At 31.1% G+C, this 24,239-nt stretch carries 20 protein-coding genes and 1 tRNA gene; 11 read left to right on the top strand and 10 right to left on the bottom strand.

All coding sequences use genetic code 11. The features are described 5' to 3' along the window. Genes BUB63_RS13210 through BUB63_RS04410 form a run of 3 tightly spaced genes read right to left on the bottom strand, consistent with a single transcriptional unit; the run spans position 1 to position 2,877 of the window. The gene (locus tag BUB63_RS13210) at positions 1–990 is read right to left on the bottom strand and encodes an ABC transporter permease (RefSeq protein ID WP_084106514.1); all 990 of its coding nucleotides are present in this window, start codon (positions 988–990) and stop codon (positions 1–3) included. After that, positions 905–2,185 (bottom strand): ABC transporter permease, encoded by a 1,281-nt coding sequence (locus tag BUB63_RS13205; protein WP_084106512.1) that lies wholly within the window; start codon positions 2,183–2,185, stop codon positions 905–907. The genes BUB63_RS13210 and BUB63_RS13205 overlap by 86 nt, the downstream gene beginning before the upstream one ends. Continuing rightward, positions 2,179–2,877, bottom strand: a complete 699-nt coding sequence (locus BUB63_RS04410; protein ID WP_073248086.1) for an ABC transporter ATP-binding protein — start codon at positions 2,875–2,877, stop codon at positions 2,179–2,181. The genes BUB63_RS13205 and BUB63_RS04410 overlap by 7 nt, the downstream gene beginning before the upstream one ends. A gap of 157 nt (positions 2,878–3,034) precedes the next feature. Here BUB63_RS04410 and BUB63_RS04405 point away from each other — a divergent pair, with 157 nt between their 5' ends. The 8 genes from BUB63_RS04405 to BUB63_RS04370 all read left to right on the top strand — a co-directional run bounded on the left by BUB63_RS04405 (position 3,035) and on the right by BUB63_RS04370 (position 14,979). Then, positions 3,035–4,957, top strand: coding sequence for a PrkA family serine protein kinase (locus tag BUB63_RS04405; protein ID WP_073248085.1), 1,923 nt, complete (start codon positions 3,035–3,037; stop codon positions 4,955–4,957). Positions 4,958–4,962: 5 nt separating this feature from the next. Next, on the top strand, positions 4,963–6,135 hold the full coding sequence (gene yhbH / locus BUB63_RS04400; protein WP_073248107.1) for a sporulation protein YhbH: 1,173 nt from the start codon (positions 4,963–4,965) through the stop codon (positions 6,133–6,135). Then, positions 6,135–7,412 (top strand): SpoVR family protein, encoded by a 1,278-nt coding sequence (locus tag BUB63_RS04395; RefSeq protein WP_073248084.1) that lies wholly within the window; start codon positions 6,135–6,137, stop codon positions 7,410–7,412. Before yhbH ends, BUB63_RS04395 begins: the two co-directional genes overlap by 1 nt. A 74-nt stretch (positions 7,413–7,486) precedes the next feature. Continuing rightward, positions 7,487–8,320 carry a PRD domain-containing protein gene (locus tag BUB63_RS04390; protein ID WP_073248083.1) on the top strand — a complete coding sequence of 278 codons (834 nt, stop codon included), beginning with the start codon at positions 7,487–7,489 and terminating at the stop codon, positions 8,318–8,320. Between the two features lie 189 nt (positions 8,321–8,509). Continuing rightward, positions 8,510–9,874 (top strand): sucrose-specific PTS transporter subunit IIBC, encoded by a 1,365-nt coding sequence (locus BUB63_RS04385; protein WP_073248082.1) that lies wholly within the window; start codon positions 8,510–8,512, stop codon positions 9,872–9,874. A 31-nt stretch (positions 9,875–9,905) separates the two neighbouring features. Further along, a complete protein-coding gene (locus tag BUB63_RS04380) occupies positions 9,906–10,847 on the top strand; it encodes an aminoimidazole riboside kinase (protein WP_073248081.1) in 942 nt (313 codons plus the stop codon). Between the two features lie 5 nt (positions 10,848–10,852). Beyond that, a complete protein-coding gene (locus BUB63_RS04375) occupies positions 10,853–11,863 on the top strand; it encodes a glycoside hydrolase family 68 protein (protein WP_073248080.1) in 1,011 nt (336 codons plus the stop codon). A gap of 248 nt (positions 11,864–12,111) precedes the next feature. Next, a complete protein-coding gene (locus BUB63_RS04370; RefSeq protein ID WP_073248079.1) occupies positions 12,112–14,979 on the top strand; it encodes an EAL domain-containing protein in 2,868 nt (955 codons plus the stop codon). A gap of 71 nt (positions 14,980–15,050) precedes the next feature. Here the strand turns inward: BUB63_RS04370 and BUB63_RS04365 are convergent. The 4 genes from BUB63_RS04365 to helD all read right to left on the bottom strand — a co-directional run bounded on the left by BUB63_RS04365 (position 15,051) and on the right by helD (position 18,494). After that, positions 15,051–15,126, bottom strand: a tRNA-Trp gene (locus tag BUB63_RS04365). Between the two features lie 332 nt (positions 15,127–15,458). Then, a complete protein-coding gene (locus tag BUB63_RS04360; protein WP_073248078.1) occupies positions 15,459–15,764 on the bottom strand; it encodes a hypothetical protein in 306 nt (101 codons plus the stop codon). A gap of 64 nt (positions 15,765–15,828) precedes the next feature. Next, positions 15,829–16,203 carry a zinc ribbon domain-containing protein gene (locus tag BUB63_RS04355; protein WP_073248077.1) on the bottom strand — a complete coding sequence of 125 codons (375 nt, stop codon included), beginning with the start codon at positions 16,201–16,203 and terminating at the stop codon, positions 15,829–15,831. After that, positions 16,191–18,494, bottom strand: a complete 2,304-nt coding sequence (gene helD / locus BUB63_RS04350; protein ID WP_073248076.1) for an RNA polymerase recycling motor HelD — start codon at positions 18,492–18,494, stop codon at positions 16,191–16,193. The genes BUB63_RS04355 and helD overlap by 13 nt, the downstream gene beginning before the upstream one ends. Before the next feature lie 400 nt (positions 18,495–18,894). Between helD and BUB63_RS04340 the strand changes: the two genes are divergently transcribed. Further along, entirely contained in the window at positions 18,895–20,730 is a 1,836-nt protein-coding gene (locus BUB63_RS04340; RefSeq protein WP_073248074.1) for a DUF5050 domain-containing protein, read from the top strand. Between the two features lie 241 nt (positions 20,731–20,971). On the opposite strand, the gene BUB63_RS13980 is transcribed toward BUB63_RS04340, so the two are convergent. After that, complete coding sequence (locus BUB63_RS13980) at positions 20,972–21,103, bottom strand: hypothetical protein (RefSeq protein ID WP_278298321.1); 132 nt, start codon at positions 21,101–21,103, stop codon at positions 20,972–20,974. A gap of 365 nt (positions 21,104–21,468) precedes the next feature. Between BUB63_RS13980 and BUB63_RS13200 the strand changes: the two genes are divergently transcribed. Beyond that, positions 21,469–22,425 carry a PDC sensor domain-containing protein gene (locus BUB63_RS13200; RefSeq protein ID WP_084106508.1) on the top strand — a complete coding sequence of 319 codons (957 nt, stop codon included), beginning with the start codon at positions 21,469–21,471 and terminating at the stop codon, positions 22,423–22,425. Between the two features lie 32 nt (positions 22,426–22,457). Further along, positions 22,458–23,372 (top strand): methyl-accepting chemotaxis protein, encoded by a 915-nt coding sequence (locus tag BUB63_RS04330; RefSeq protein WP_073248072.1) that lies wholly within the window; start codon positions 22,458–22,460, stop codon positions 23,370–23,372. Positions 23,373–23,426: 54 nt separating this feature from the next. On the opposite strand, the gene BUB63_RS04325 is transcribed toward BUB63_RS04330, so the two are convergent. Both BUB63_RS04325 and BUB63_RS13835 read right to left on the bottom strand, forming a co-directional pair. Continuing rightward, on the bottom strand, positions 23,427–23,864 hold the full coding sequence (locus BUB63_RS04325) for a ferritin-like domain-containing protein (protein WP_051350711.1): 438 nt from the start codon (positions 23,862–23,864) through the stop codon (positions 23,427–23,429). Positions 23,865–24,071: 207 nt separating this feature from the next. Then, the gene (locus BUB63_RS13835; protein WP_423230480.1) at positions 24,072–24,230 is read right to left on the bottom strand and encodes a transposase; all 159 of its coding nucleotides are present in this window, start codon (positions 24,228–24,230) and stop codon (positions 24,072–24,074) included. Positions 24,231–24,239: the final 9 nt, after the last annotated feature.

Genomic DNA, 24,239 nt, shown 5'->3' with positions numbered 1-24,239 from the left:
TTAATCCTTCTGTAGTTTAAGGATGTCAACCATAGACACATTAAATATCCTCTTTCTTGAAATAAACTTAGAAATCAAAAGTACAATATAGATTATAGCATATCCTAAAATTGAATACATTGGGTCTATTTCTATAGGCATTGCTAAATTCATATCCTTTAAAGAGGTATTTAAAATAGAACTTAAGAATCCCTTTACAAAAGGTATAGAAATTATATAACCTATTAAACTTGGTATAAACATAAATGAAAGCATAAGTGAATTTATTTCTCCTTCGTTATATCCTAAAATCTTTAAAAGTGAGATAGAGTGTTTATTTTCTTCAATTATTAAAGATGTAACAATATATACTACTATCAAGGCAATTATAAAGGATAATACTCCCATAGCAATTAGCATATATTTTACAGGTTCAAGGGCTACGTCAAAGGATTTTAATATCTCTTCAATGCTTTCAATTTTTAATATCTTATTATCATCAATATTAAGTTTTGTATCTGAGTAAATTCCATTTATGCTCTCTTTATCTTCATTTAAAATCTGGTTTAGCATTTGGAGGGGCATATAAATAACGTTTCCAGTATATACATCCACCACATCGTCAATATGAATATCTATTGTTTTATTGTTGAATAGATTAATAAGCTTCACAGAACTTTTCTTATTAAACTTATCATATAAAGAACTTGTTATATAAACCTTATCAACTTTAACTTCGTTTTTACCCTTTGTGAGCTTTATATGTTTTGGCTCTTCTTCAAGCCCGTAGATTATTATATTATCGTTTGTTTCTTCGTTCTTAAAATATGCTATCTTAAATCCTTCAGCATTTATTTCATTTTTATTTATATTTTCCTTTAAAATATAGCTATATTTATACTTAAATGTTCCTTTAATAGATTTATTAATCAATGCGTCTACTGAACCCTTTGCAGCAAAGCCAACAAGAAGAAGTGTTGATGCTGTAAATATACCAAATATAAGAAGCATAATTTTTGAAAATCCCCTCAATGATTCTCTTATTCTTAAACTTAAATCTACTTAGATTAATATTTGCAAAGATTGGTATTTTATCCTTTTCTACCTTCCCTCTTAAAAGAGTAGTAGGTGAATACTTTAAAAGTTTTGCCGATGCAACATAGGCAGACAAAGAAAGAATTAAAACAGATTCAAGTAGTCCATATAAAAGAAAGTTATATTTAACATTTGGACTTACAGGAATATTAAAGTAGAAAACATAGTAGTCTGTCAGTGGTTTTTGTAAAAGAATAGTAAAAAGTGTTCCAAGTATTGTACCAAATATAGATATTATAATTGGATAAAATAGATAATGTCTCTGAATTTCAGATTTAGTATATCCAAGGGCATAGAGTGTTCCTATTTCCTTTATTTCAAGTTTAATTATTCTTTTTAACAGAACAAAAAGGAGTATAAAGGTCAAACTTAAGAATAAAAGAGGTATTTTAACCGCAAGCTGAGGAAGCTGTTCAATTTTCTTTTTTGCTAATGTGTATCTTAAATTATCCTTTATATCCTGCCACATAAGTATTTTATATTCACTATCTATATATTTCTTTGCATTACTTATATCTCCTTTGATGCTGTAGAAATAAGTCAAATCGCCATATTTTTTTATGTCCTTTGAAGTTACAATTGCAACACCGAATTTAGTTGGATCTGCCATTAAATCGGTAAGTGATTTAGTTGGATAAATATAATCAGGAATTGATACAAAACCAGAAACCAAATATTCATATCCCCCTAAACTTATTACATCTCCAATTTTAATTCTGTTTGCCTTTGCGTAGGCAGGGTTTAATGCAATTTCACCCTCTTTAATCATTCTTCCTTCAATTATAAGTGGCTTATTTATTTCGCTACTAAGTTCTATTAATCTAATAGTTGACTCCTTAAAATCAACATCTACCTCATATCTTTTCTCTAATGAGACATTAAACATATCTTCTATTTTATTAATATCTACTTCCTTCAGGGTTAAAAATTTTGCATCTTCGATATTTGTTTTATTGTTGTAGGTATCTGTTGCTTCATTAAAATTAGATGCCAAACTACCAAATATAGAGTATAAGGAGATTGATAGTGCAACTAAAAAAATAAGTCCAATATACTGCATTTTGTTCTGAAAAAGAACACGTTTAATACGTTTATTTAAAATCATTACCATTCTACCTCCTTAGGGGAGATTCTTTCTTTATTCAATTTAACATCGGTTATTTGGCCACTTCTTAACTTTATTATTCTATGGCACATAGATGCAATGCTTGTATTGTGGGTTACAATAAATATAGTTGTACCGTACATTTTATTTATTTTATCAAGCAATTCTAATACTTCCTTTGATGTATTGTAATCAAGGGCACCTGTAGGTTCATCACAAAGTAGCAGTTTTGGATTTTTAATAATTGCCCTTGCAATGGATATTCTCTGCTGTTCACCACCACTTAACTGTTGAGGAAATTTGTTTTTATTCTGTAGCATACCAACAGCCTCTAAAACTTCTTCTATTTTAAGGGGGCTTTTAGTAAGTTCAGCAGCAACCTCAATATTTTCAAAGGCGGTTAAATTAGGTATAAGATTATAAAATTGAAAAACAAATCCTACGTTATTACGCCTGTATTTTGTGAGTTCCTTATCAGATAGTTTGCTAACATTTAAATCCCCAAACATAATTTCACCATCAGTTGCTCTGTCAATTTCACCCAAGATGTTAAGAAGAGTTGATTTACCAGAACCAGAGGGACCTAATATAGCAACAATCTCTCCTTCATTTGCCTTAAAGGATACATTCTTTAGAGCATAAAATGAATTAGTTCCAGTTTTATATTCTTTAGTAACATTTTTGAACTTAATTGACATATCTATACCTCCCTTGACCATATGGTCAATATTCTTAATTCAATTGTAATCTATTTTGACCACGTGGTCAATAAATATAATACTTTATTTTTTCATCATAATTTAAAAAATCCCCCCATATTATAGTAATAAAATAGAAGGGAAATTGGAGGGTAATATGGACTTTAATCAGCTAATTAAGAGTGATAGAGAAAAAAAGAGTAAAGAAAAGTTTGAAGGTACTTTTTTAGATTATCTTGAAATATTAAAGAATAATCCAGAAGTTGCAAAGCTATCTCATAAAAGAATGTACGACATAATAGTTAATAAAGGATACGAAGTTTTAAAGCCAGAGGAAAATCCAAGGGTTAGAAAGATATATGGAAATGAAGTGATTAAAAAATACAACTTCTTTAAGGATGAATTCTTTGGAATTGATAAGGTTCTAATGAAGATAGTAAACTACTTCTATTCTGCCTCGATGAAGGGAGAAGAATCAAGGCAGGTTTTATATCTTGTTGGCCCTGTTGGTGCTGGTAAATCATCTATCGTTGAAGCACTAAAAAGGGCACTTGAACAGTCACCTCCAATTTATGCACTAAAGGGATGCCCAATGAGGGAAGAGCCACTTCACTTAGTTCCAAATCACTTAAGACCTGAATTTGAAAAATTGCTAAATGTTCAAATAGAGGGAGATCTATGTCCAATATGCAAATATAGGCTTATGAATGAATATAATGGGGAGTATGAAAAGTTCCCAGTTATTACAACTAATTTTTCAATTAGATCAAGAAAGGGAATAGGAGTTGTACCACCAGTAGATCCCAATAATCAAGACACATCCGTTTTAACAGGTTCAATAGACATATCGAAGATGGATTTATACCCAGAAGATGATCCAAGAATACTTTCATTAAATGGTGCCTTTAATGTTGGAAATAGAGGAATTGTTGAGTTTATTGAGGTATTTAAAAATGATGTGGAATATCTACACACAATAATAACAGCAACTCAAGAAAAATCAATTCCATCACCGGGTAAAGGACCTATGATTTACTTTGATGGAATTATAATAGCCCACTCCAATGAGGCTGAATGGAATAAGTTTAAGTCAGACCATACTAATGAGGCTATCCTTGATAGAATAGTTAAAATAGAGGTTCCATACTGCTTAGAGTTAAATGAGGAAGTTAAGATTTATGAAAAGATATTGAAAAAGAGTAATTTTAAGGCCCATATAGCTCCACATACAATTGAAGTTGCAGCAATGTTTGCTATTCTTTCAAGGCTGACACCTTCTAATAAGGTGGATATGATGACAAAGCTTAAACTATATAACGGTGAGGATATATTAGAAAATGGAACAACAAAGAAGATAGATATAAAGGAACTAAAGGAGGAGGCAGGCCCAAGGGAGGGAATGACTGGAATATCAACAAGATTTATAGTTAAGGCAATAGATAATGCTCTCTCAAGCTCTGAATATGATTGTATAAACCCATTGAGTGTAATGGAGAGCATATTAAAGTCTGTAAGAGAACTTGATGTTAGTGAAGATGAAAAGAAAAAGTATACTGCATATATACAGGATACAATAAGAAAAGAATACAATAAGATTTTAGAGAAGGAGATAACAAAGGCATTTATTCACGGATTTAGAGAGCAGGCAGAAAGTCTATTTAATAATTATATAGATAATGCTGAGGCATATGTTAACAAAACAAAGATAAAGGATAAGGCAACTGGTGAAGAACTAAATCCAGATGAAGCCTTTATGAGGTCAATAGAGGAACAGATAGGCATTTCTCCAAACTCCGCAAAGGGATTTAGAACTGACGTTACATCCTATATGTTCTATGTTATGAGAAATGGTGGAAAGATAGATTATACCAGTTATGAACCACTAAAGGAGGCAATTGAAAAGAAACTTATAGCTTCTGTAAAAGATTTAACAAGAATAATAACAAAATCTAAGGTTAGAGATAAGGAACAGGATGCAAAATACAATGCAATGGTAGAAAAGATGAAGGAGGATGGCTACTGCGACCACTGTTGTGATGTTATATTAAAATATGCAGCAAATAATCTATGGAAGGATTGATGTGTATGGCTATTTTTCGTGATATGCATTCGGATCCTGTTGAGCACGACCGTTCCATAGAGGATAGAAGAAGGCATAAAAAACTTGTTGAGAAGGCAATAAAGGATAACCTTGCAGATATATTGTCTGAGGAGAGTATAATAGGTGAGAGTAAAAACAAAAAGGTAAAAATTCCAATCAGGGGGCTTAAGGAATATCAGTTTATATATGGAAAAAATACAAAGGGTGTTGCTTCAGGTGATGGTACGGAAAAAAGAGGAGATAGAATAGGAAGTGAAAAGAAGCAGGGGATGGGACAGCAAGGGGCAGGAAATCAAGAGGGAGAAGAGATGTATGAACTTGAAATAACAATAGATGATATACTTGATTATCTGTTTGAGGATTTAGAGCTTCCTGATATGGATAGGAAAAAGACATCTGAGATATTAGTTGAAAGCAGCAAGAAGAGGGATGGATACCAAAAATACGGAATAAGGCCAAGGCTTGCAAAGAAAAAAACTGTTATGGAGAAGATAAAAAGAAAACAGGCAAGGAAAAGAGCCTTAAGGGAGATGAACCTACCTGTTGACATTGAAAGATTCCCATTTGTTGAGGATGATTTGAGATATTTTAGGATTAAAAAGAAGTTCAGAAGGGAGAGCAATGCAGCAATTATATGTATTATGGATATTTCAGGTTCTATGGATAATACTAAAAAGTTTATGGCAAGATCCTTCTTCTATATCCTTTCAAGATTTATAAGAAAGAAGTATAAAAACGTTCAGGTGGCCTTTGTAGCCCACACGACAACGGCAGAGGAGGTTAATGAATATCAATTTTTCCATAGGGTTGAATCTGGAGGAACCTATATTTCAAGTGGTCTTAACAAGGCACTCGAAATAATAAATACAAGGTTTAATCCAGAAAATTGGAATGTATATGCCTTCTATGTTAGTGATGGGGATAATTGGAGTGAGGATGATGAAAGGACTATAAAATCAGCAAAGGAACTTTGTAGAGTCTGCAACCTCTTTGCCTATGCAGAGGTTATGCCAAACAGCTACAGTATGACTATAAAAGGAAAACTCACAAAGGAGATTAAGGATAAAAACTTTATTGCAGTTTCTGTTAGCCATAAAAATGAGTTGTGGGACGGCTTGAAAACAATGCTCAAAAAGAAGCAGAAGGGGGGATATTGATGGATTATTCAATAAAGGAGTTAATGTATTGGAACGATAAGATAGAGAAGATAGCAAAGGATTTTGGACTAAACTTCTATGAGCAGGAGTTTGAAATAGTAAGCTATGAAGAAATGCTCTCCTATGAAGCATATATAGGAATGCCATCAAGATATCCCCACTGGAGTTTTGGAAAGGCTTATGAAAGAACAAAAACTTTATATAGATACAATTTAACAGGACTTCCCTATGAGATGGTAATAAATTCAAATCCTTGTCTTGCCTATCTAATGAAGGAGAATACTCTTCTCCTTCAAATTTTAACTATGGCACACATTTATGCCCATAATGATTTCTTTAAAAATAATAGACTGTTTAAGGAAGGAACAAATGCAGATTATACAATTGATATGTTTAAAAGGCACGCGAATTTAATTCGAGAGTATATAAAGGATCCATCAATAGGTTATGATGAAGTTGAAAGGGTTATAGATGCGGCCCACGCCCTTAAACTTCAAGTTAAAAGGACAATTTATAATGGGAAGGATGAGGAAACGCAAGATTCTAAATATAAGTTACCTGAGGAGGATTTGCTTTTATTTATAATTAAATATAGCGATATAGAGGATTACAAAAAAACAATCGTTGAAATGATAAGAGAAGAGGCCCTATACTTTATACCACAGATTGAAACCAAAATAATGAATGAAGGATGGGCAAGTTTTTGGCATTATAAAATATTGAAGGAATTGGACCTTCCTCAGGGACTCTATCTTGAGTTTATAAAAAGGCACAATGATGTAGTGGCACCTCATCTTGGGGGACTAAACCCATATTATGTTGGATACAAGATATTTGAAGATTTAGAGAGAAGATACGGGATTAAAAAAATATTTGAGGTTAGGGATGTAGATAGAGACTCCTCTTTTATTAGAAGATATTTAACACTTGAGCTTTGTCAAGAGATGAATCTTTTTGAATATGTAAAAAGAGATAGTGAATATATAATTAAAGAGGTATCGGATGATGAGGGATGGAAGGAGATTAGAGATACCTTAAGTAATAACTGTGGAATGGGACTTGTACCATATATACAGGTTACTGATGTTGAAAGGGATAGAACTTTAATTTTAGAGCATATATACGATGGACGTGAACTTCTCCTTGAATATGCAGAGGCCACATTGAAGCATCTTGTTGAACTTTGGGGACATCCAGTTATTTTAAAGACACAATTTGGAGGAAAAGAATACAGGATATACTGTGATGAAAAAAAGAGTATAAAAAGGGGAGTATAAAAAAATATTGACAAATATAAATTTGATATGTGATATAATTGTTTTATAATACAAATGAAAAATAGGAGGATAAAATGAAAATCAAAAAGATTCTAAATAACAATACTCTCCTTGTAAGTGATAAGGGAGTAGAAAAAATTGTTATAGGTTCAGGAATTGGTTTTCAAAAGAAAATAAATGATATAGTTGATAAGAGTAAAATAGAAAAAGTGTTTGTTATGGAAGATAAGAGTGAATATGAAAAGTTTGAAGAGATAGTAAAGAGCTTTCCTCAAGAATATGTAGATGTTGCTGAAAATATTATTCGTTATGCTGAAAATAAATTAAATGTAGAACTTAATCCACATATATATATTGCCTTAACAGATCACTTAGCATTTGCCTTTGAAAGATTTAAAAAAGGAATAATTGTAAAAAATAAGCTTCTTGAGGAGATAAGGTCCCTTTATTTTGATGAATTTAAAATTGGTATTTGGGCAAAGGAGTATATTAAACAAAAACTAAATATTGAAATTCCAGAAGATGAAATAGGTTTCATTGCATTACACATTCATACAGCAAAGAATAACTATAAAGATATTACAATAACAATGGATATTGCTTCTATTATTAAGGATATGACAAATATAATAGAAACAAATCTTAATATAAAAATAGATGAACAGTCAATATCATATCAGAGATTAAAGACTCATTTTCATTTTGCATTGAAAAGAATCATTAAAAAAGAGAAAACCTTTGATATAGATGAGGAATTGTTTGAAGTAATAAAAACAAAATATTGGAGGGCATATAATATTGCAAAACAAATACAGCAGCATATATATGATGAGTATGAATACTCTGTTCCAGATCAAGAATTAGCATATATTTCTCTCCACATACAAAGAATTATAAATTTTGCTTGACAATATAAAAAAAATTATATATTATGAAAATACAAATAAATATTTAGGGATTGTTACTGGTGATGCAGGCAAGACCCAAAGTAACAGTAGTGGTATTCTACTGGTGCTTTGGGTCTTTTTTGTTTATAACAATTTAAGTTAGTGCCCGGGACTAATTTAAATTGTAAAAAAAATAAAGGAGGTAGTTTTATGGAACATAGAGAAATAGCTAAAAGGATTGTTGAACTTGTGGGTGGAAAAGATAATATAATAAGTGCAGCACATTGTGCTACAAGACTTAGAATGGTTTTAAAGGATGAATCTAAGGCAAACATTGAGGAACTTGAGAGACTTGATGAGGTTAAAGGAGTATTTTCCAACACAGGACAATTTCAAATAATTTTGGGACAAGGTTTTGTAAACAAAGTTTACAAGGAATTTGTAAAAATAGCAGATATTAAAGAGGCATCCACAAGTGATTTAAAGAAGGATGCTATGCAAAAAATGAATCCAGTTCAAAAGCTTGCAAGAATATTATCAAATATATTTGTACCCATTATACCAGCAATAGTTGCAAGTGGACTTTTAATGGGACTTTTAGGTATGTTTAAAACATTTAATTTAGTAAATCCAGATAGTGGATTATTCATAATGGTAGATATGTTTTCAAATGCTGCCTTTGTATTTTTACCCATATTAGTTGCCTTTAGTGCAGCGAAGGAATTTGGTGCTAATCCATTTTTAGCAGCAGCCCTTGGAGGAATACTTATTCACCCTGCACTACAAAATGCTTGGACAGTTGGTGGAGGAATTGAAAAGACAATAAATGTATTTGGACTAAATGTTGCAATGGTTGGTTATCAAGGAACAGTATTGCCTATCCTTATAGCTGTATGGATACTTGGTATAGTAGAAAGAAATATAAGAAAAATTGTTCCAGAAGTTTTAGATATACTATTAACTCCATTTTTAACAATAATGATAACAGGGTTTATTTCATTAACAGTAATAGGGCCTGCAGGTAGACTTATTGGAGAAGGAATATCCTTTGTATTAAATTTTGCTTACAATAGCGTTGGAGCATTAGCAGGACTAATATTTGGTGGATTATATTCAACTATTGTTATAACAGGAATACATCACAGTTTCCACGCAATTGAAGCAGAACTTATAAAAAACGTTGGGGCAAACTTATTGTTGCCAATTTGGTCAATGGCAAACGTTGCACAAGGTGGAGCAGCCTTTGCAGTATATTTTAAAACAAAAAATGCTAAGATGAAGTCTGTTGCACTTCCAGCAGCAACCTCTTGTTTACTTGGTATAACAGAAGCTGCAATATTTGGAGTTAACTTAAAACTTATGAAACCATTTATAGCGGCTGCGATTGGTGGAGCGTTAGGAGGAGCATATGTTGTTGTTACAAAGGTTGCTATGACAGCTGTTGGTGTAACTGGTATTCCAGGTACTGCTATCGTTCAAACTACATCAATGCTAAACTATATAATAGGTATGGTAATTGCGTTTGTTGCAGCATTTATTGCAACCTATGTATTAGGATTTGAAGATAAAGAATAATAAGTGAATAATATTAAAAGTGGGTGAAAAAATGAAGGGTGTTGTAACACTTGGAGAAGTATTAATTGATTTCATATCTATAGATGATAATATGACATTTAAAAAGAATCCAGGGGGAGCCCCAGCAAACGTTGCAGCTGGGGTTTCAAGGCTTGGAGGTAAGTCAGGTTTTATTGGTAAGGTTGGAAATGATAATTTAGGTAGATATTTAAAGGGCGTTTTAGAGAGCTTTAATGTGTCAACCCAAAATATGATATTTACAGATGAAGCACACACAGGTATTGTGCTTGTAACATTGGATGAAAATGGAGAGAGAAGCTTTGAGTTTTATGTAAACCCAAGTGCAGATAGCCTTTTGAGGGAGGATGATATAAAAGAAGAGATGTTTGAGGGATATAGAATACTTCACATTGGAACCATATCAATGATAAATGAAACCTCTAAGAAGGCTACACTAAAGGCAGTAAAACTTGCAAAGGAAAAGGGAATGTATATATCCTTTGATCCAAATTTAAGATTGAATTTGTGGGAAAGTGAAGAAAGGGCTAAAAATACTGTTTTTGAAGTATTAGATTATGTTGATATTTTAAAGGTATCAGATGAAGAGATAAGATTTATAACAGGTAGAAATGATTTAAAGGAAGCTATTAAAGAATTTGAAAAGTATGGTATAACATTAATACTTGTAACATTAGGGAAAGATGGTGTCTTATTAAACTATAAAGGAAGGTTAGAAAAAGTAGACGGTTTTCCTACAAAGGTGGTTGATACAACCGGTGCTGGAGATGCTTTTGTTTCTGGAATGCTCTATTCAATCTCAAGCTGCCAAAAAGGGTTTGAAGATATAGCATTAGATGATATAAAATATTTTGCAAAGATAGCCAATGTGTGCGGTGCCTTTGCAGTATCTAAAAAAGGAGCAATGTCTGCACTACCTACATTAGATGAGGTATTAGAGATATTAAAGAGGTGATGAATATGAAACTATATGCACCAGAGGGGAAATTCTTATGGGATTTTTGGATATATGAAGAAAATGGAATATATCACTTGTTTCACTTAGAAGCACCATTAAATGAGGACTCCCACAGTAGGCATAGAAATTCGACAGTTGGTTATGCAGTATCAAGGGATTTGGTAAATTGGGAGTATAAAGGAACTGTTCTTAAAGCATCGGAGTTAGAAGATGATTGGGATAGTGTATCTATTTGGACGGGATGTACTATTAAAAAGGATGATACCTACTATATGTTCTATACATCAAGATGTAAAAGGGATATTGCAGATGATGGATATGTAGGACACACACAAAGAATTGGAGTGGCAACATCTAAAGATTTAATAAATTGGGAGAAGTATAGAGGAAATCCTATTATAGTTGCCGACGATAGATATTATGAAAAACAGCAGGATGCCTATAACAAACACGAAGGTTGTAGAGACCCATTCGTTGTATATGATGAGGATGAAAAAATGTACTATGCATTTTTTACTGCAAGAGATAAAAATGGACACCCAAAATATAGAGGTTGTATAGGAAGGGCAAGGTCAAAGGATTTAATTAATTGGGAGGTTATGCCTCCAGCTGCATCATCACATATTTTTACTGATATGGAGGTGCCATCACTTCATAAACATAATGATAAATGGTATATGATATTTGCAGTAAAAAAAGAATGGTATAGCCCAGATTATATTAAAGAGATTCATCCTGATGAACCGCAAACGGGTGTTTTGTATTATGTTTCAGATAGCCTATCAGGAGAGTTTAGACCATTATCTGAAAATATTGTTTTGTCTGGGAATGAACAAGAGATGTATACTGGAAGAATAGTTAAATCTCCACAGGGAGAAGATGTATTTTTATCCTGGTATGTTGGTGATGATGAAGGTTTTAAATTGAACGAAAAATCCTATAAGTTATCCTTGCCAATTAAAATTGAGTATGATGAAGTAGGTAATATGAAACTTAAGAGTTATTTAAAATAATATCAATAAAAGTTTGCTCAATGGTTTGTGTATCATTTATTTTGATAATAACTTCAAAATTAGAGTGCTTTCTTTAAATAATTTTGCATAAAACTTCTTTGGAAAGATTCCAAAGAAGTTTTTTTGTAAATAAATTCAATTTAAGTTTTACAAAAAAATAACGATAAAAATAATGTCGAAAATAATAAATTAATGATGAATAATGTTATAATATTAAGGCGAAGAGGGAGAAAAAGGGAGGGAGCTCCGTGTATATAAAGAAAAAATTACCGCTATTTATTGCACTACTTGTGTCAATACCATTGATTGTTTTAACAGCAACTATTTATTACTATTCATCAGAACAGCTTATACAGATTAATAAAACAAAAATAAATGAAGTAGTCACAGTTGAGGCTGAAAATATTTCTGTAATATTGAGTATGTTTTCTAATGAAATAGAGGATATTGCACAAAACAAAAAAGTAAAGGATTTTATAATAAACAGGGATGAAAAAAGCAAAAATCAGGCGTATGAGTATATAAAAAATAAAAGCGAAATAGAGAGTATGAGTTATTTATCAGAATTTAGAAATTTTATTCTAAAGCCTAAATTAAAGTATAGATCTGTTATTTTAGGGAGTAGAGGAGAGATATTGTTAGATACAGATGATAAGCAGTATATTCCTGAAGGGTTAAATTACGAAATAATGAAAAATGTTAATATAAATAGAGTATATATGAAGCCAATTTATACAGATAAGTATGATTCAAAGCTTCTTGTAGCCGTGCCTGTTGTCTCTGATAATAATATAATAGGTGTTTATTGTGCGTATTTTGATATAGATGAAATAGGGTTTAAATTCTTTAATTATGAGATTGGTAAAAACAGATATACCTATATTTCGGATTTAAATGGTACAATTTTATACCATCCTGATATAGATAGAATTGGAACAAAGGTAGAAAATGACCTTTTAAATAATATAATAAATAGGATTAATAATGGAGAAAAAATAGAAGAATATAGTGGTATATATGAATATAGGGGCACAAAAAAATATATGGCTTTAAAATATATGAAATCTACAGGGTGGATAATTGTTGTAGCTCAGGATTTAAGTGAAATTTTATCAGTATCAAGGAATATAACTTTTTTATCGTTGATTCTTCTTATAACCTTTATATTTATTTCTCTACGTTTTGGAATTAGATTTTCAGATACAATAACAACACCACTTACTAACCTTATGAATGCAATGAAGGCAACAGAAGAGGGAGAATTAGAACAGCAGTTTATTTATAACCGTGAAGATGAGTTTGGAAGTTTAAGCAGGACATATAACAGTATGATAAATAGATTAAAGAATAACTATACTGAGCTTGAGGCCTTATATGAGGAGCTTGCGGCAACAGAAGAAGAGCTTAGAGTACAATATGAGAATTTAATGAATTCAGAGGAACAGCTAAGGATTAGCGAAGAAAGGTATAGGATAGCTCTTGAGGCTGGTAAGTATGGCATATTTGAGTGGAGTACTAAGGATGATATATTATATTTATCAGAACAGTTTAAAATACTTATAGGATACGATTTTGAGGATATTAAAGTAAGAGATTTGATAAATGAAATAGTTTTGCAAGAAGATAGAAAAATATTGTATTCAGCCTATAGAGAACATATAGAAGGAAGAAGAACTTGTATAGAGTGCGAAATAAGAGTTAACACTGGATATGGTGTGACAAGATGGATGTATATTAAAGGAAGAGTTATAAAAGAAAAAGAAGGCGAAAAAATAATATCTGGTGCTATGATGGATATCACAGAACGAAAGGAATACGAAGAAGATATAAAATATCTTGCCTTCTATGACACCCTAACAGATTTGCCCAATAGAAGATATTTCATAGAGGAGTTGGAGAAGGAAATAAAAGATAAAGATAAAAATAAAAAGTTTGCTGTTTTACTACTTGACCTTGACAATTTTAAAAAGGTAAATGACACCTTAGGACACGATAAAGGAGATGCACTTCTTAGAAAAGTAGCATCTATATTAAAAAAATATGCAAATGATAACGTGTTTGTTGCGAGGTTTGGAGGAGATGAATTTTTAATTCTTCTAAGGCAGTTTTCAAATTTAAATGAAATCAAAGCACTTGCAAAAAATATTATTCACGACCTAAAGGAAGGAATAGATGTTATAGGGAAAAACATATATACAACAACAAGCATAGGTATAGCAATTGTTCCTGATGATGGTGACAATGTAAATGATATAATTAAAAATGCAGATACCGCTATGTATAAGGCTAAGTCAGAGGGTAAAAATAGATATATTTTCTTCAGTGCTGAAATGATTGAAGAACTTGAGAAAAGGATAGAAACAGAGAAGATTCTTTTGGATTGTTTGAAGAATAAAGATTTTAAGCTGGTTTATCAACCACAGGTATCTTCTAAAACGGGGGAGGTACACGCCTTTGAGGCATTAATTAGATTAAAAAATTATAACATATCTCCTGCAGAGTTTATTCCAGTTGCTGAAGAAACAGGCCTTATTGTGGAGATAGGATACTTTGTTATTGAAGAAGCTGTGAGACAAATAAAGGAGTGGATAGATAAGGGGATAGAAGTAAAACCTATAGGAGTTAATTTGTCTGCGGTTCAACTAAGGGATGAGAGCTTTGTAAGCAATTTAAAGGAAATAATAAAGAAATATTCCATTAAACCAAGTCTGTTAAAGATAGAAATAACAGAAAGTGCACTAATGGAGGATAAGGAGAGAAATATAAAAATAATAGAACAGCTTAAAGAGGTAGGAATTCAAATTGCAATAGACGATTTCGGGACAGGATATTCCTCCTTAAATTATTTAACCTTTATACCTGCAGACTATATAAAGCTTGATAAATCCTTTATAGATAAGATGTTTGCAAAGGAAGGGAAAAAGGAAGTTTTAGATGGAATAACCTTCTTAGCACATCAACTTAATTTAAAGGTTGTAGTCGAAGGTATTGAAGACAGAGAACAGTTTAATTATCTAAAGTCTAAGGGATGCGACTATATGCAGGGATATCTTTTTAGTAGACCAGTTGATAAGGAAGAGGCAGAAAAGCTCTTTGCAAAGAGGTTTGAAGTATAAAAAACAAAGGTGCTTTGCACCTTTGCTTTTTATATAAAATAAATAAGGCCTAATCATACGATTAGGCCTTATGGCAGGGGCAGTAGGAATCGAACCCACAGCCTACGGTTTTGGAGACCGTTGCTCTACCAATTGAGCTATACCCCTTCGACATAGATTATTTTATAATATATTATGACATTTGTCAACACCTAATTATAAAAAATATAGGATATTTTAATCTTTCTATAAGTATGGGTAGTTTACAATATTGGGTTAGTATATATAAAAAGTTATGTATGAATTATCCCTAAGAAAAAACATTGTTTTTTTTAGATTGTTGACAAACCTAATTGTTAGCTAAATTATGAAAAAGCCCTATGAATGGATTCCAAATTGGCAAAATGAACGAATGCCCAAGAAATCCTTCATAGGGCTAATCAATATATAACTTTTAGAACAGCCTGAAGAAAACATTGTTTTTCTTGGGGCTTTATGAATTATTTATCAGGTGCAATATATTCATTTTTATTATCTAACCTACTTATAGCTTCATCAAAAAGCTGTTGCACCATCTGTGCAAATTGGTCTGGGGTAATAACTGCCTTAACGAAGGCAGGAAGCTTGTCATACTGTGAAACTACGTAGTAGAATTTCTTCTTTCCCTCGGTTAGTGCAAGTTCTTCAGCCTTCTTTTCAACATAGAACATAAATTCAAGAGCCAGTTTTTTTGCATATTCTCTGTTTGCAAAGTAATATATAACAAGTATTGCCAATACTGCTACAATGCCCCAAAGCTCTGGCATAAAATATCCCCCCTTTTTTAGTACATTATATGTGGGAGGATGTTAAAAAGTGATTTTTTTTAAGTTAATTTAATCTTGTACCACAGAAGGGGCAATAGGGATAATCAGGATTAACTAAGTTTTTGCAATTTGGACATACCTTTTCAGCATAGGGATTATATATCTCCCTTAAGTCCTTATCCTCTATATCGTTTATTTCTCTTAATTCATATTTTTTTCCAACTTCCTTTGGTATCTCAAATATTCTGTTACAGCATCTTGAGATAGCAAAGTAATGTTCATCAAATTTAAATAACTTAATGAAGAAAAAGTGAAAATAAGAGTATCTTTTATACACTTTATATGTGGTAAACTGCCCGCATAATTTGCAAACTTTACTATTTATATCTCCAATATGTTCTTCTTTGCCTTCAACTCCGAATATACCTATAAAGAACATATACCTTCCCCCTCATTGCATTCTATATCCTTTAGCATATCACAAACTTCACCTATTGAATAGATATATAATCTATGAAGAGGTCTTGTAAGTGCTACATAAAGAAGCTTTATATCAAGTTCATTCTGCTTATATAAATCTCTGTTGGCATTAGGTATAAATACGGCATCAAATTCGAGTCCCTTTGAAAGATACGAAGGTACAATAACCCTCTTTACAGAATATTCCTTTTCATTACCTGTTATTAGTTTAAAGTCCAACCCCTTCTTTTTAAGAAGCTTATGAATTTCCTTACATTCACTTAGTGTTTTTCCAATGATAGCTATTGTGTTAATATTTGATTGCTCTAATTCTTGAATTTTTATAAAAATATTTTCTACAACTTCCTTTAAGGAGTTTAACTTTTTTACTTTTACCCTTTCACCGTGTCGAATAACAGGTTTCCCAATTTGAACCTGAGTATCTTTAATATGGCTTATAACCTTGTTTGCAACCTCCATAATCTCAATACTTGTTCTATAGGTTTGTTCAAGGGTAAGGTAATTGGCAGAATTATTAAATACAATGCTCCTTATTTCATTCCAATCTCTAACTCCACGATAATAGTGTATTCCTTGGTTTAAATCACCAAGAATCGTAAAGGAACTATCTTTTATAATGTTTTTTAAAACATACAGCTGTAGTACACTAAAATCCTGTGCCTCATCGATTACAATATGTTTAACCTTAATTTTTTCACTAAGACCTAAAGTAGTATATTTAATAAAAAGAAGTGGAGCCAAATCTTCATATTCATACAAATTAGAGCTAATATTTTCCCTATACGAATCTATTAAATATTCATAGGCATCTTTGTCTATATATTTAAGTGCCTGTTCTTTAAATAGATTGCTAAATATGAATTCATCATAGTACTCAAAGGGTGATTTTATTTCTATTGCCCTTATAAAATTTTGTGCACCATTTTTTACAAAATCGTTTACCTTACCTATAAGTTCGTCGCGTTTATTGTATGTTTCAGTTAATTTAATTCTTCGTTCCTCTGTGTCTTCAATATTTAATTTAATTTTATTAACCTCTAAATCACAAATCCTGTGTAATTTTTCAATTAACTCATCCTTTTTAAGTTTTGCTCTATTTTGTAGATGTTTTTTTATTTCATTTAACCTTTTTTGAAAAGGAAGGTCAGAATAATTCTTTAAAAACAGCTCTTGTATATCCTCATAGGAGTATAGCTCTATCTTTCCAACATTAAAGGAATTTTGAGGTATAATAGTCTGTTCTACTTGCTTCAGATAAAGACTTAATGTATCCATAAATTCCTTTGATGTTTTAAATTTAGTTGCTTCAATTATAATTTCCTTCTCTCTTTCATCCTCAATATCTACTAATTTAGAAAGTTTACTGTTTACATCCTTAATCTTAACCTTCTTTTCAAGAACCTCAAAGGCAAACTCTTCAAAGGTAGTTTGTTTAACTCTGTTAACTCCAAGTTCGGGTAAAACATCAGATATATAATTTAAAAAGAGCTTATTTGGAGCAATAATCATATAGTTTTCAGGAATAAAATCCTTGTCATAGTTGTAAATAAGATAGGCAATTCTATGGAGAGCAATAGTTGTTTTACCACTTCCTGCAACCCCTTGAACAATTAGTGGTTTCCACATATCTGCTCTTATTATCCTGTTTTGTTCAACCTGTATAGTTGAAACAATATCCTTCAACCTATTATCTGCGTTTGCACCAAGGAAGGCCTGTAAAAATTCATCGTTTGTTGTTATATCAATATCAAACATATTTAAAAGTTTGCCATCATCAATTGTATACTGCCTTTTTAAATGAATTTCTCCATAAATTCTTCCATCAGGACAGTCGTAATGGGCTCTACCCAAACGTCCCTCATAATAAAGATTAGCAATTGGTGCTCTCCAGTCTATTATTATTGGTTTGTAGTTTTTGTCATCAAGCACAGACATCTTTCCAATATAAAGCTTTTCACGATTTTTTGAACCTTCTTCTGTAAAGTCAACCCTTGCAAAATAGGGTTTTTTATGTGCGTTCTCAATCTTTTTTAATTTCTCTTCTATTGTATCGGAAAGCTGAGTGTTGATTATCATACTGATGTAGGGGTCACTGCTGTCATCTTTAGGGTCTCCTACTCCACTTGATAGCTCTTTGTTTAACCTATCTTTTGTTTTAAGAAGTGAACTGTGATATTTATTTAAAAATTCAAGTATAAAGCTTAAAAATTGTACTTCCTGTTTATAATCTGGATGATTTTGGATTGACATAAAAACACCTCCGTTTATATTTTTGGAGGTCCTTGAAAACAGCTTAAATTTATTCTAAATCATTTTAAAGTATATGTAAATACGATTTCCTGGGAAATAGACTATTTAACTGCAAATAAAATATGTTGACTGTAAATTATGTAGGCACTAATAAATAAGGTTGCTAAAAGTGAGAGCTGGACTAATGTTAGACACAGTTTAATCCTTTGGTCGTCTAATTTAAATTTTATTATTTGAAATATAAAAAGACTAATAATGAAAAACAAAGAGAATTTTATCACAGAATTTACCCCCTTAATATTAATATATTAAGAGTATGGGCAATTATAATATTTTTATACACGATATATAAATATACACAAATGGAATAATATGTTACAATATTCTTGGGGGTGATAAAATGGAGAATCGAGGAAAGAAGATAGAGAGGATGTATTATATCTTAGCAGGGATACTTTTAGTTGGATTTTTATTTAGTTACTTTAGCAAAGGCATAAAAGATTATTTTGTACCTAAGTTAAAAACCTTTAATTATCAGGTAAGGACAAGGATTTTAAAGCAAGAGGATTTTTATACCAATTACACTAAAAATCAGGCTATTGTAGGAGATACTATATATTTTGTACCTGCCTTAAAATATGAGGATTTTTGCCTATATGCCTACAATACAAAGAATAAAACATTAGAAATGATTACAAAAAATTGGGTAAACCAAGTTGAGCCCTATGAAGGCATTGTTTATTTTAGGGATGTTAAAGATACATTATATAGGTTGAATCCTAAAAACAAATCTATAGAAAAACTGTTTGACAACTGTGCAGATTTTCAAATTGTTGATAATAAAATTGCCTATTTAAATAGTGAAAACAGAAATGTAATTTTATATGATATTTCCAATAAAACTAATATAGATTTAAAAATATACCCTCATAAGTTTTTATATATGGGAGATGTTATCTACTATTATTTTACAGATGAAAGTAGTTATATATATGAAATGAATATAAAGGATAAAACCTATAAAACATATCGATTGCAGGATCCTATTTTAAATTTGATGTACTACAATGGATATTTTTATACATCAGTTGGCAACATTAAGATAGTTTGCTTCAATAATAAATTTGAAAAGCTTTGGGAAATAGCAGATCAAAATAGAGGGATTGAATTATCTAAAATTTTAAAAGGAAGAGTATATTATTATAGTTTAAGTAACAGAGAAATTGAAAGAGTCCTAATGAGTGTTGACTTAGAAGGTAAGAATCCAAGGGAGGAGCTAAAGGTTAATGGAATAACCTATAACAATGTTGAATTTATAGTGGAGGGTAATAAAGACTATATATATGATATAAAAAACAAGAAAAAATACGAATTTCCTGGTATAAAGCCTGTTCTTTTTTATTATCCAGACAAAAAAGAAATAGATACACTTCAGGGATATAGGATGGTTAAAGCAAATAACAAATTATTTTATTCAGATTATGTTAAATTAATTGAGCATAAATTAGGTTCTGATGATGGAGATAGAGTTTTCATTAGTAATAATTTGAAAAATATATTTGTTAAGGATTTAAAAGCTGTAGGTGGTAATTTGTTTTTTTATGGGGGTCAGCTATATAGTTTTGATATAGATTCAAATACTCCTAATTTGGTAACTAATATATTAACTAATAGGATGTTTGTTGATGGAGACACGATTTATATCTTTTCAATAACAAATTTATATAGAATATACAATAATAAAATCGAAAGGTTATTAGAGAATGCTTGGGTACTATATATAGGAAATGGTAAAATATATTATTACCCTAATGAAAATGGTATAACAAATGGAACGAAAATTATGGTTTTAGATATAAAAACCAACAAAACAGAAGAGATTAAAAATGATGGTGTATACTTATCAGAAATTTTATATATAAATGATAAAAATATTTATTATGTTGAAGGGAACAATCTATGTGTCTATAATTTTGAAACTAAAGAAAAAAACATATTACACAGCAATTTATTATTTTTTGATGGATGCCTTGTATCAAATGAAAAAATATTTTTTATAGAAATCAACGATAATGGAAAATTTAAAATAAAATGTTTGAATATTAATACCAATAAGCTGTCAACAGTAGTGGAAGACATAGGATATATAAATTCATATCTGTATGATGAAAAACAAAAGAAGCTATACTATACAATAAGTGACTATTATAAAGTTTTAGAGGTAGATGCTAAATGAAAGAAATAGGGAAACGTCTACTTCAATTTGTTGAAAAAGTTATACATTGCTTAGCCCTATGAAGGATTTTTTGGGCATCGGTTCATTTCGCTAAGCATTCTAAGTTTTTCTTTGTTTGAAAAACAAGAATTGCTAAAGCTCATGAAAGAGCCCATTAAAATCCTTTCATAGGGCTTTTTCATACTTTAGCTAAAATTAGGTTTAGCAACAATCTAAAGAAGTAGTCAAAATCCTACTTCTTCTAATCTTCGTCTATCCTTCCCTCCATTTTAAGCTTTTCCTTTATAAAATCAATTCCCTCACCAATTCTGTATCTTTTAGACATAGTAGGAAGAGCCTTGCCTACAATACCTTTTCTACTTTTTCTAACCATAAACTCAGCCTCCCTTCTATTTATATTTTGATTTAAAATATAAATAATATAAGTGAAATAATTAGAAATGAAGTATAAATATAGAAAAGTATAGCTTAAAGTCAAAGAAACAATGTAAATACTATACTATACAAGTAAAAATAATACATAAAAACATTTAAAAATTAACTAAAAATAATATTTATTTTGTAAAAGGCTTGTTAAGTTTTTGAAGTTAAGTTACGATAAAGAATATATACAAAAATACAAAGGAGGAAATGCAGAATGACAATGGGAAAACGAATATCCTTGTTCGTACTATCAATTTTTGTAACAAGCATTGTAATAATGGGCTTATTATCCTATAAGGGTGTTATGATTACTTTATTAAAAGATTAAATGGTGAAATTTTAAATATCTCATCATCAGAGGCAGAAAAAATAGATGCTATTTTAGAAAAAGAGGTATCAGAACTCCACGGACTTGCCTCCTCGGGTGATGCTAAGGCAGTTTTACAGGGACAAGGAGATGTAGAGGCCTTAAATAAGGTATTTGATAATTATGTTGAAACTGTAGGAAACAGTGAACATATATTTCTTGTAGATTTAAATGGTACAATATTAGCAGACAGTGATAGAAATTTAATTGGTAAAAGTGTACAGGACAGGCAATACACAAAGAATACAATAAGTACAAAAAGGCCTGTAATAAGCGAGGTACTTGCTTCAAAATCAACTGGAGAATTAGTAGTTGCAGTAACATATCCAGTTTTTATAGATGGATATATAAAGGGTTTTGTGGCAAGTGCAGTAAAATGCAGCAGCTTTTCGAAGTATTTAAAGGATGAGGGAGTTGCTGGATTAAAGTCTGGATATACTTATCTTGTGGATACAAAGGGTAAAATGATATACCATAAGGATAAAAACAAAATAGGTAAATCTGTTGAAAATGAAGCTGTTAAAGGACTAATAGAAAAGCTTAATACAAATGCAAAGGTTGAGAGAGATACAATAAATTATGTGTATAATGGAGCAAAAAAGATTGCAGGATATGATTTTTCAAAAAAGACAGGATGGATTGTTGTAACAACAGTTGATGAAGGAGAAGCTGTAGCACCAATAAATTCACTAATACGAAAACTTGTATTAATTTTTTCAGTTTTAGGGTTAATTGCAGTAGTACTATGTTATCTATTCGTTGAAAGAATAACAAGTCCATTGAAGAAAGTAGTAAAGCTAATTGATGAAACATCAAGATTTGAATTAAACTATAAGAATGAATATGATGACCTTTTAAAATATAAAGAGAAGTTGGAATTATTGCAAATGCAGTTGATAATTTAAGAGTTCAATTAAGGGATATAGTAGGCAAAATTGTGGATGTGTCTGATGTTATAAAGGAAAATGCCTTTAAGGTTTCAAATACTGTTGAAATGCTAAAGTCAGAGGCAGAAGACAATATGGCAACAACGGAGGAACTTGCAGCAGGAATGGAGGAAACATCAGCTGCAACAGAAGAAGTAACAGCAACTTCAGATTCAATATTAGCAAATGTAGAGCAGATTAGAGAAAAGGTAGAGAAGGTTACAAGCTACACTGAGGAGATAAAGGAAAGAGCATTAATGATAAATGCAGATGTAAAATCTTCAAAGGAAAATGCTCTAAATATTTATAGCAATGTTAAAAGGGACCTTGAAGAGGCAATAGAAGAATCAAAGAAGGTAGAAAAGATAAATGAACTTGCAGATGCAATAATTGCAATAACATCCCAAACAAACCTGCTTGCTCTAAATGCAGCAATAGAGGCTGCACGTGTTGGAGAGGCGGGACGTGGATTTGCTGTTGTTGCAGATGAAGTAAGGAAGCTTGCAGAAGAATCCTCAAAAATTGCAGCAAATATACAAAAGGTTGTTGAGATGGTAAATGCATCGGTTAAAAACCTTGCAAAGAGCAGTGAAGATATACTTGGATTTATTGAGGAAAAGGTTACAAATGACTATAATGCATTTATAGTTGTTGGTGAACAGTATAATATGGATGCAGATACTATATATAACTATATGGAAGAGGTAAAGATTCAGATAAAGGAAGCAACAGAGGCAGTTTCTGATATAGTTAGGGCAATAAGCGATGTGGCAAAGACAGTAAATGAAGGTGCAATAGGAACTGAAGATATTGCATCAAAGACTCAAAATATAGTTGCAGCAGTTGATGGAGTAAAGGAAATTTCAGACCAAAACCTTGAGGGAGCAAACAAGCTAAAGGATGTATTGAGTGTGATAAAATTATAAAGTGTTGCCTTAAAAAGGCAACACTTTGGTTATCTAAAAAGTCCGATAAAGGGATTAGGCATTTGTTTGTTTTGCTTCTTTTCTGTTTTTAAGGACTAAAAGGTGACCCTTTGATGCATCCCTTAACTTTTTAAACACACCTCTTACATCATCTGGTATTTCAAGGGATAAAAACCTTTCGTACATATCTATGTTTTCAATTTCTGCGTGTATTCCATATTCAAGTGCCTCATCTAAAGAGAGGGGTTCCTTAAGATATTCTAAAGATTTATCATCAGGAATTTCTACATTGTACTTTTGCATCAGCTCCTTTAGCCAATTTATATGATGAACTTCAGAATTTATAATGCTGTTAAAGGGTTTTTCATCTCCAAGTGCCTTTAGGGCAAGTTCATATTCTGTTCTTGCAAGATATTCATCTTCAATTGCATAGATTAGCATATTTTCTAATGTAGGATTTTTATCAAGTTTTGCCCTTACTGCTCCATACATAATATCACTCTCCTTAAGATTAATTATAAAAATCATAAGGCTCTTTGTCAATTGTTGGGGCGGGTATTCAATTAGAATGCCTGTCCTTTCTTGTTTGAGAGTGATTTTATAAAGATAGGTTGGATGGGGGAGAGTCCCCTGCAAAAAATTGCAGGACAAAAAGACCAACGGGAGTTGGTTTTCTAAAATTTGGTATTATAATTTACTTTAATTACAGCAATGAAGAATTCTATTTCTAAACCTATCAAAGTTTTTAAAGCCGAAGGCATTTCTTTTAATAACTTTAATTTTGTTATTAAAGCCTTCAGTACAAGCATTTGTATACGGTATATCAAAAGAATTCACTATTTCATTAAAATACCTGATATAAGTATT

Origin of the sequence: Caloramator proteoclasticus DSM 10124, from assembly GCF_900129265.1 — a bacterium.
GTDB lineage: Bacteria > Bacillota > Clostridia > Clostridiales > Caloramatoraceae > Thermobrachium > Thermobrachium proteoclasticum.
The sequence above is the reverse complement of the archived record's forward strand: the minus strand, read 5'-3'. Positions and strand labels throughout refer to the sequence as shown.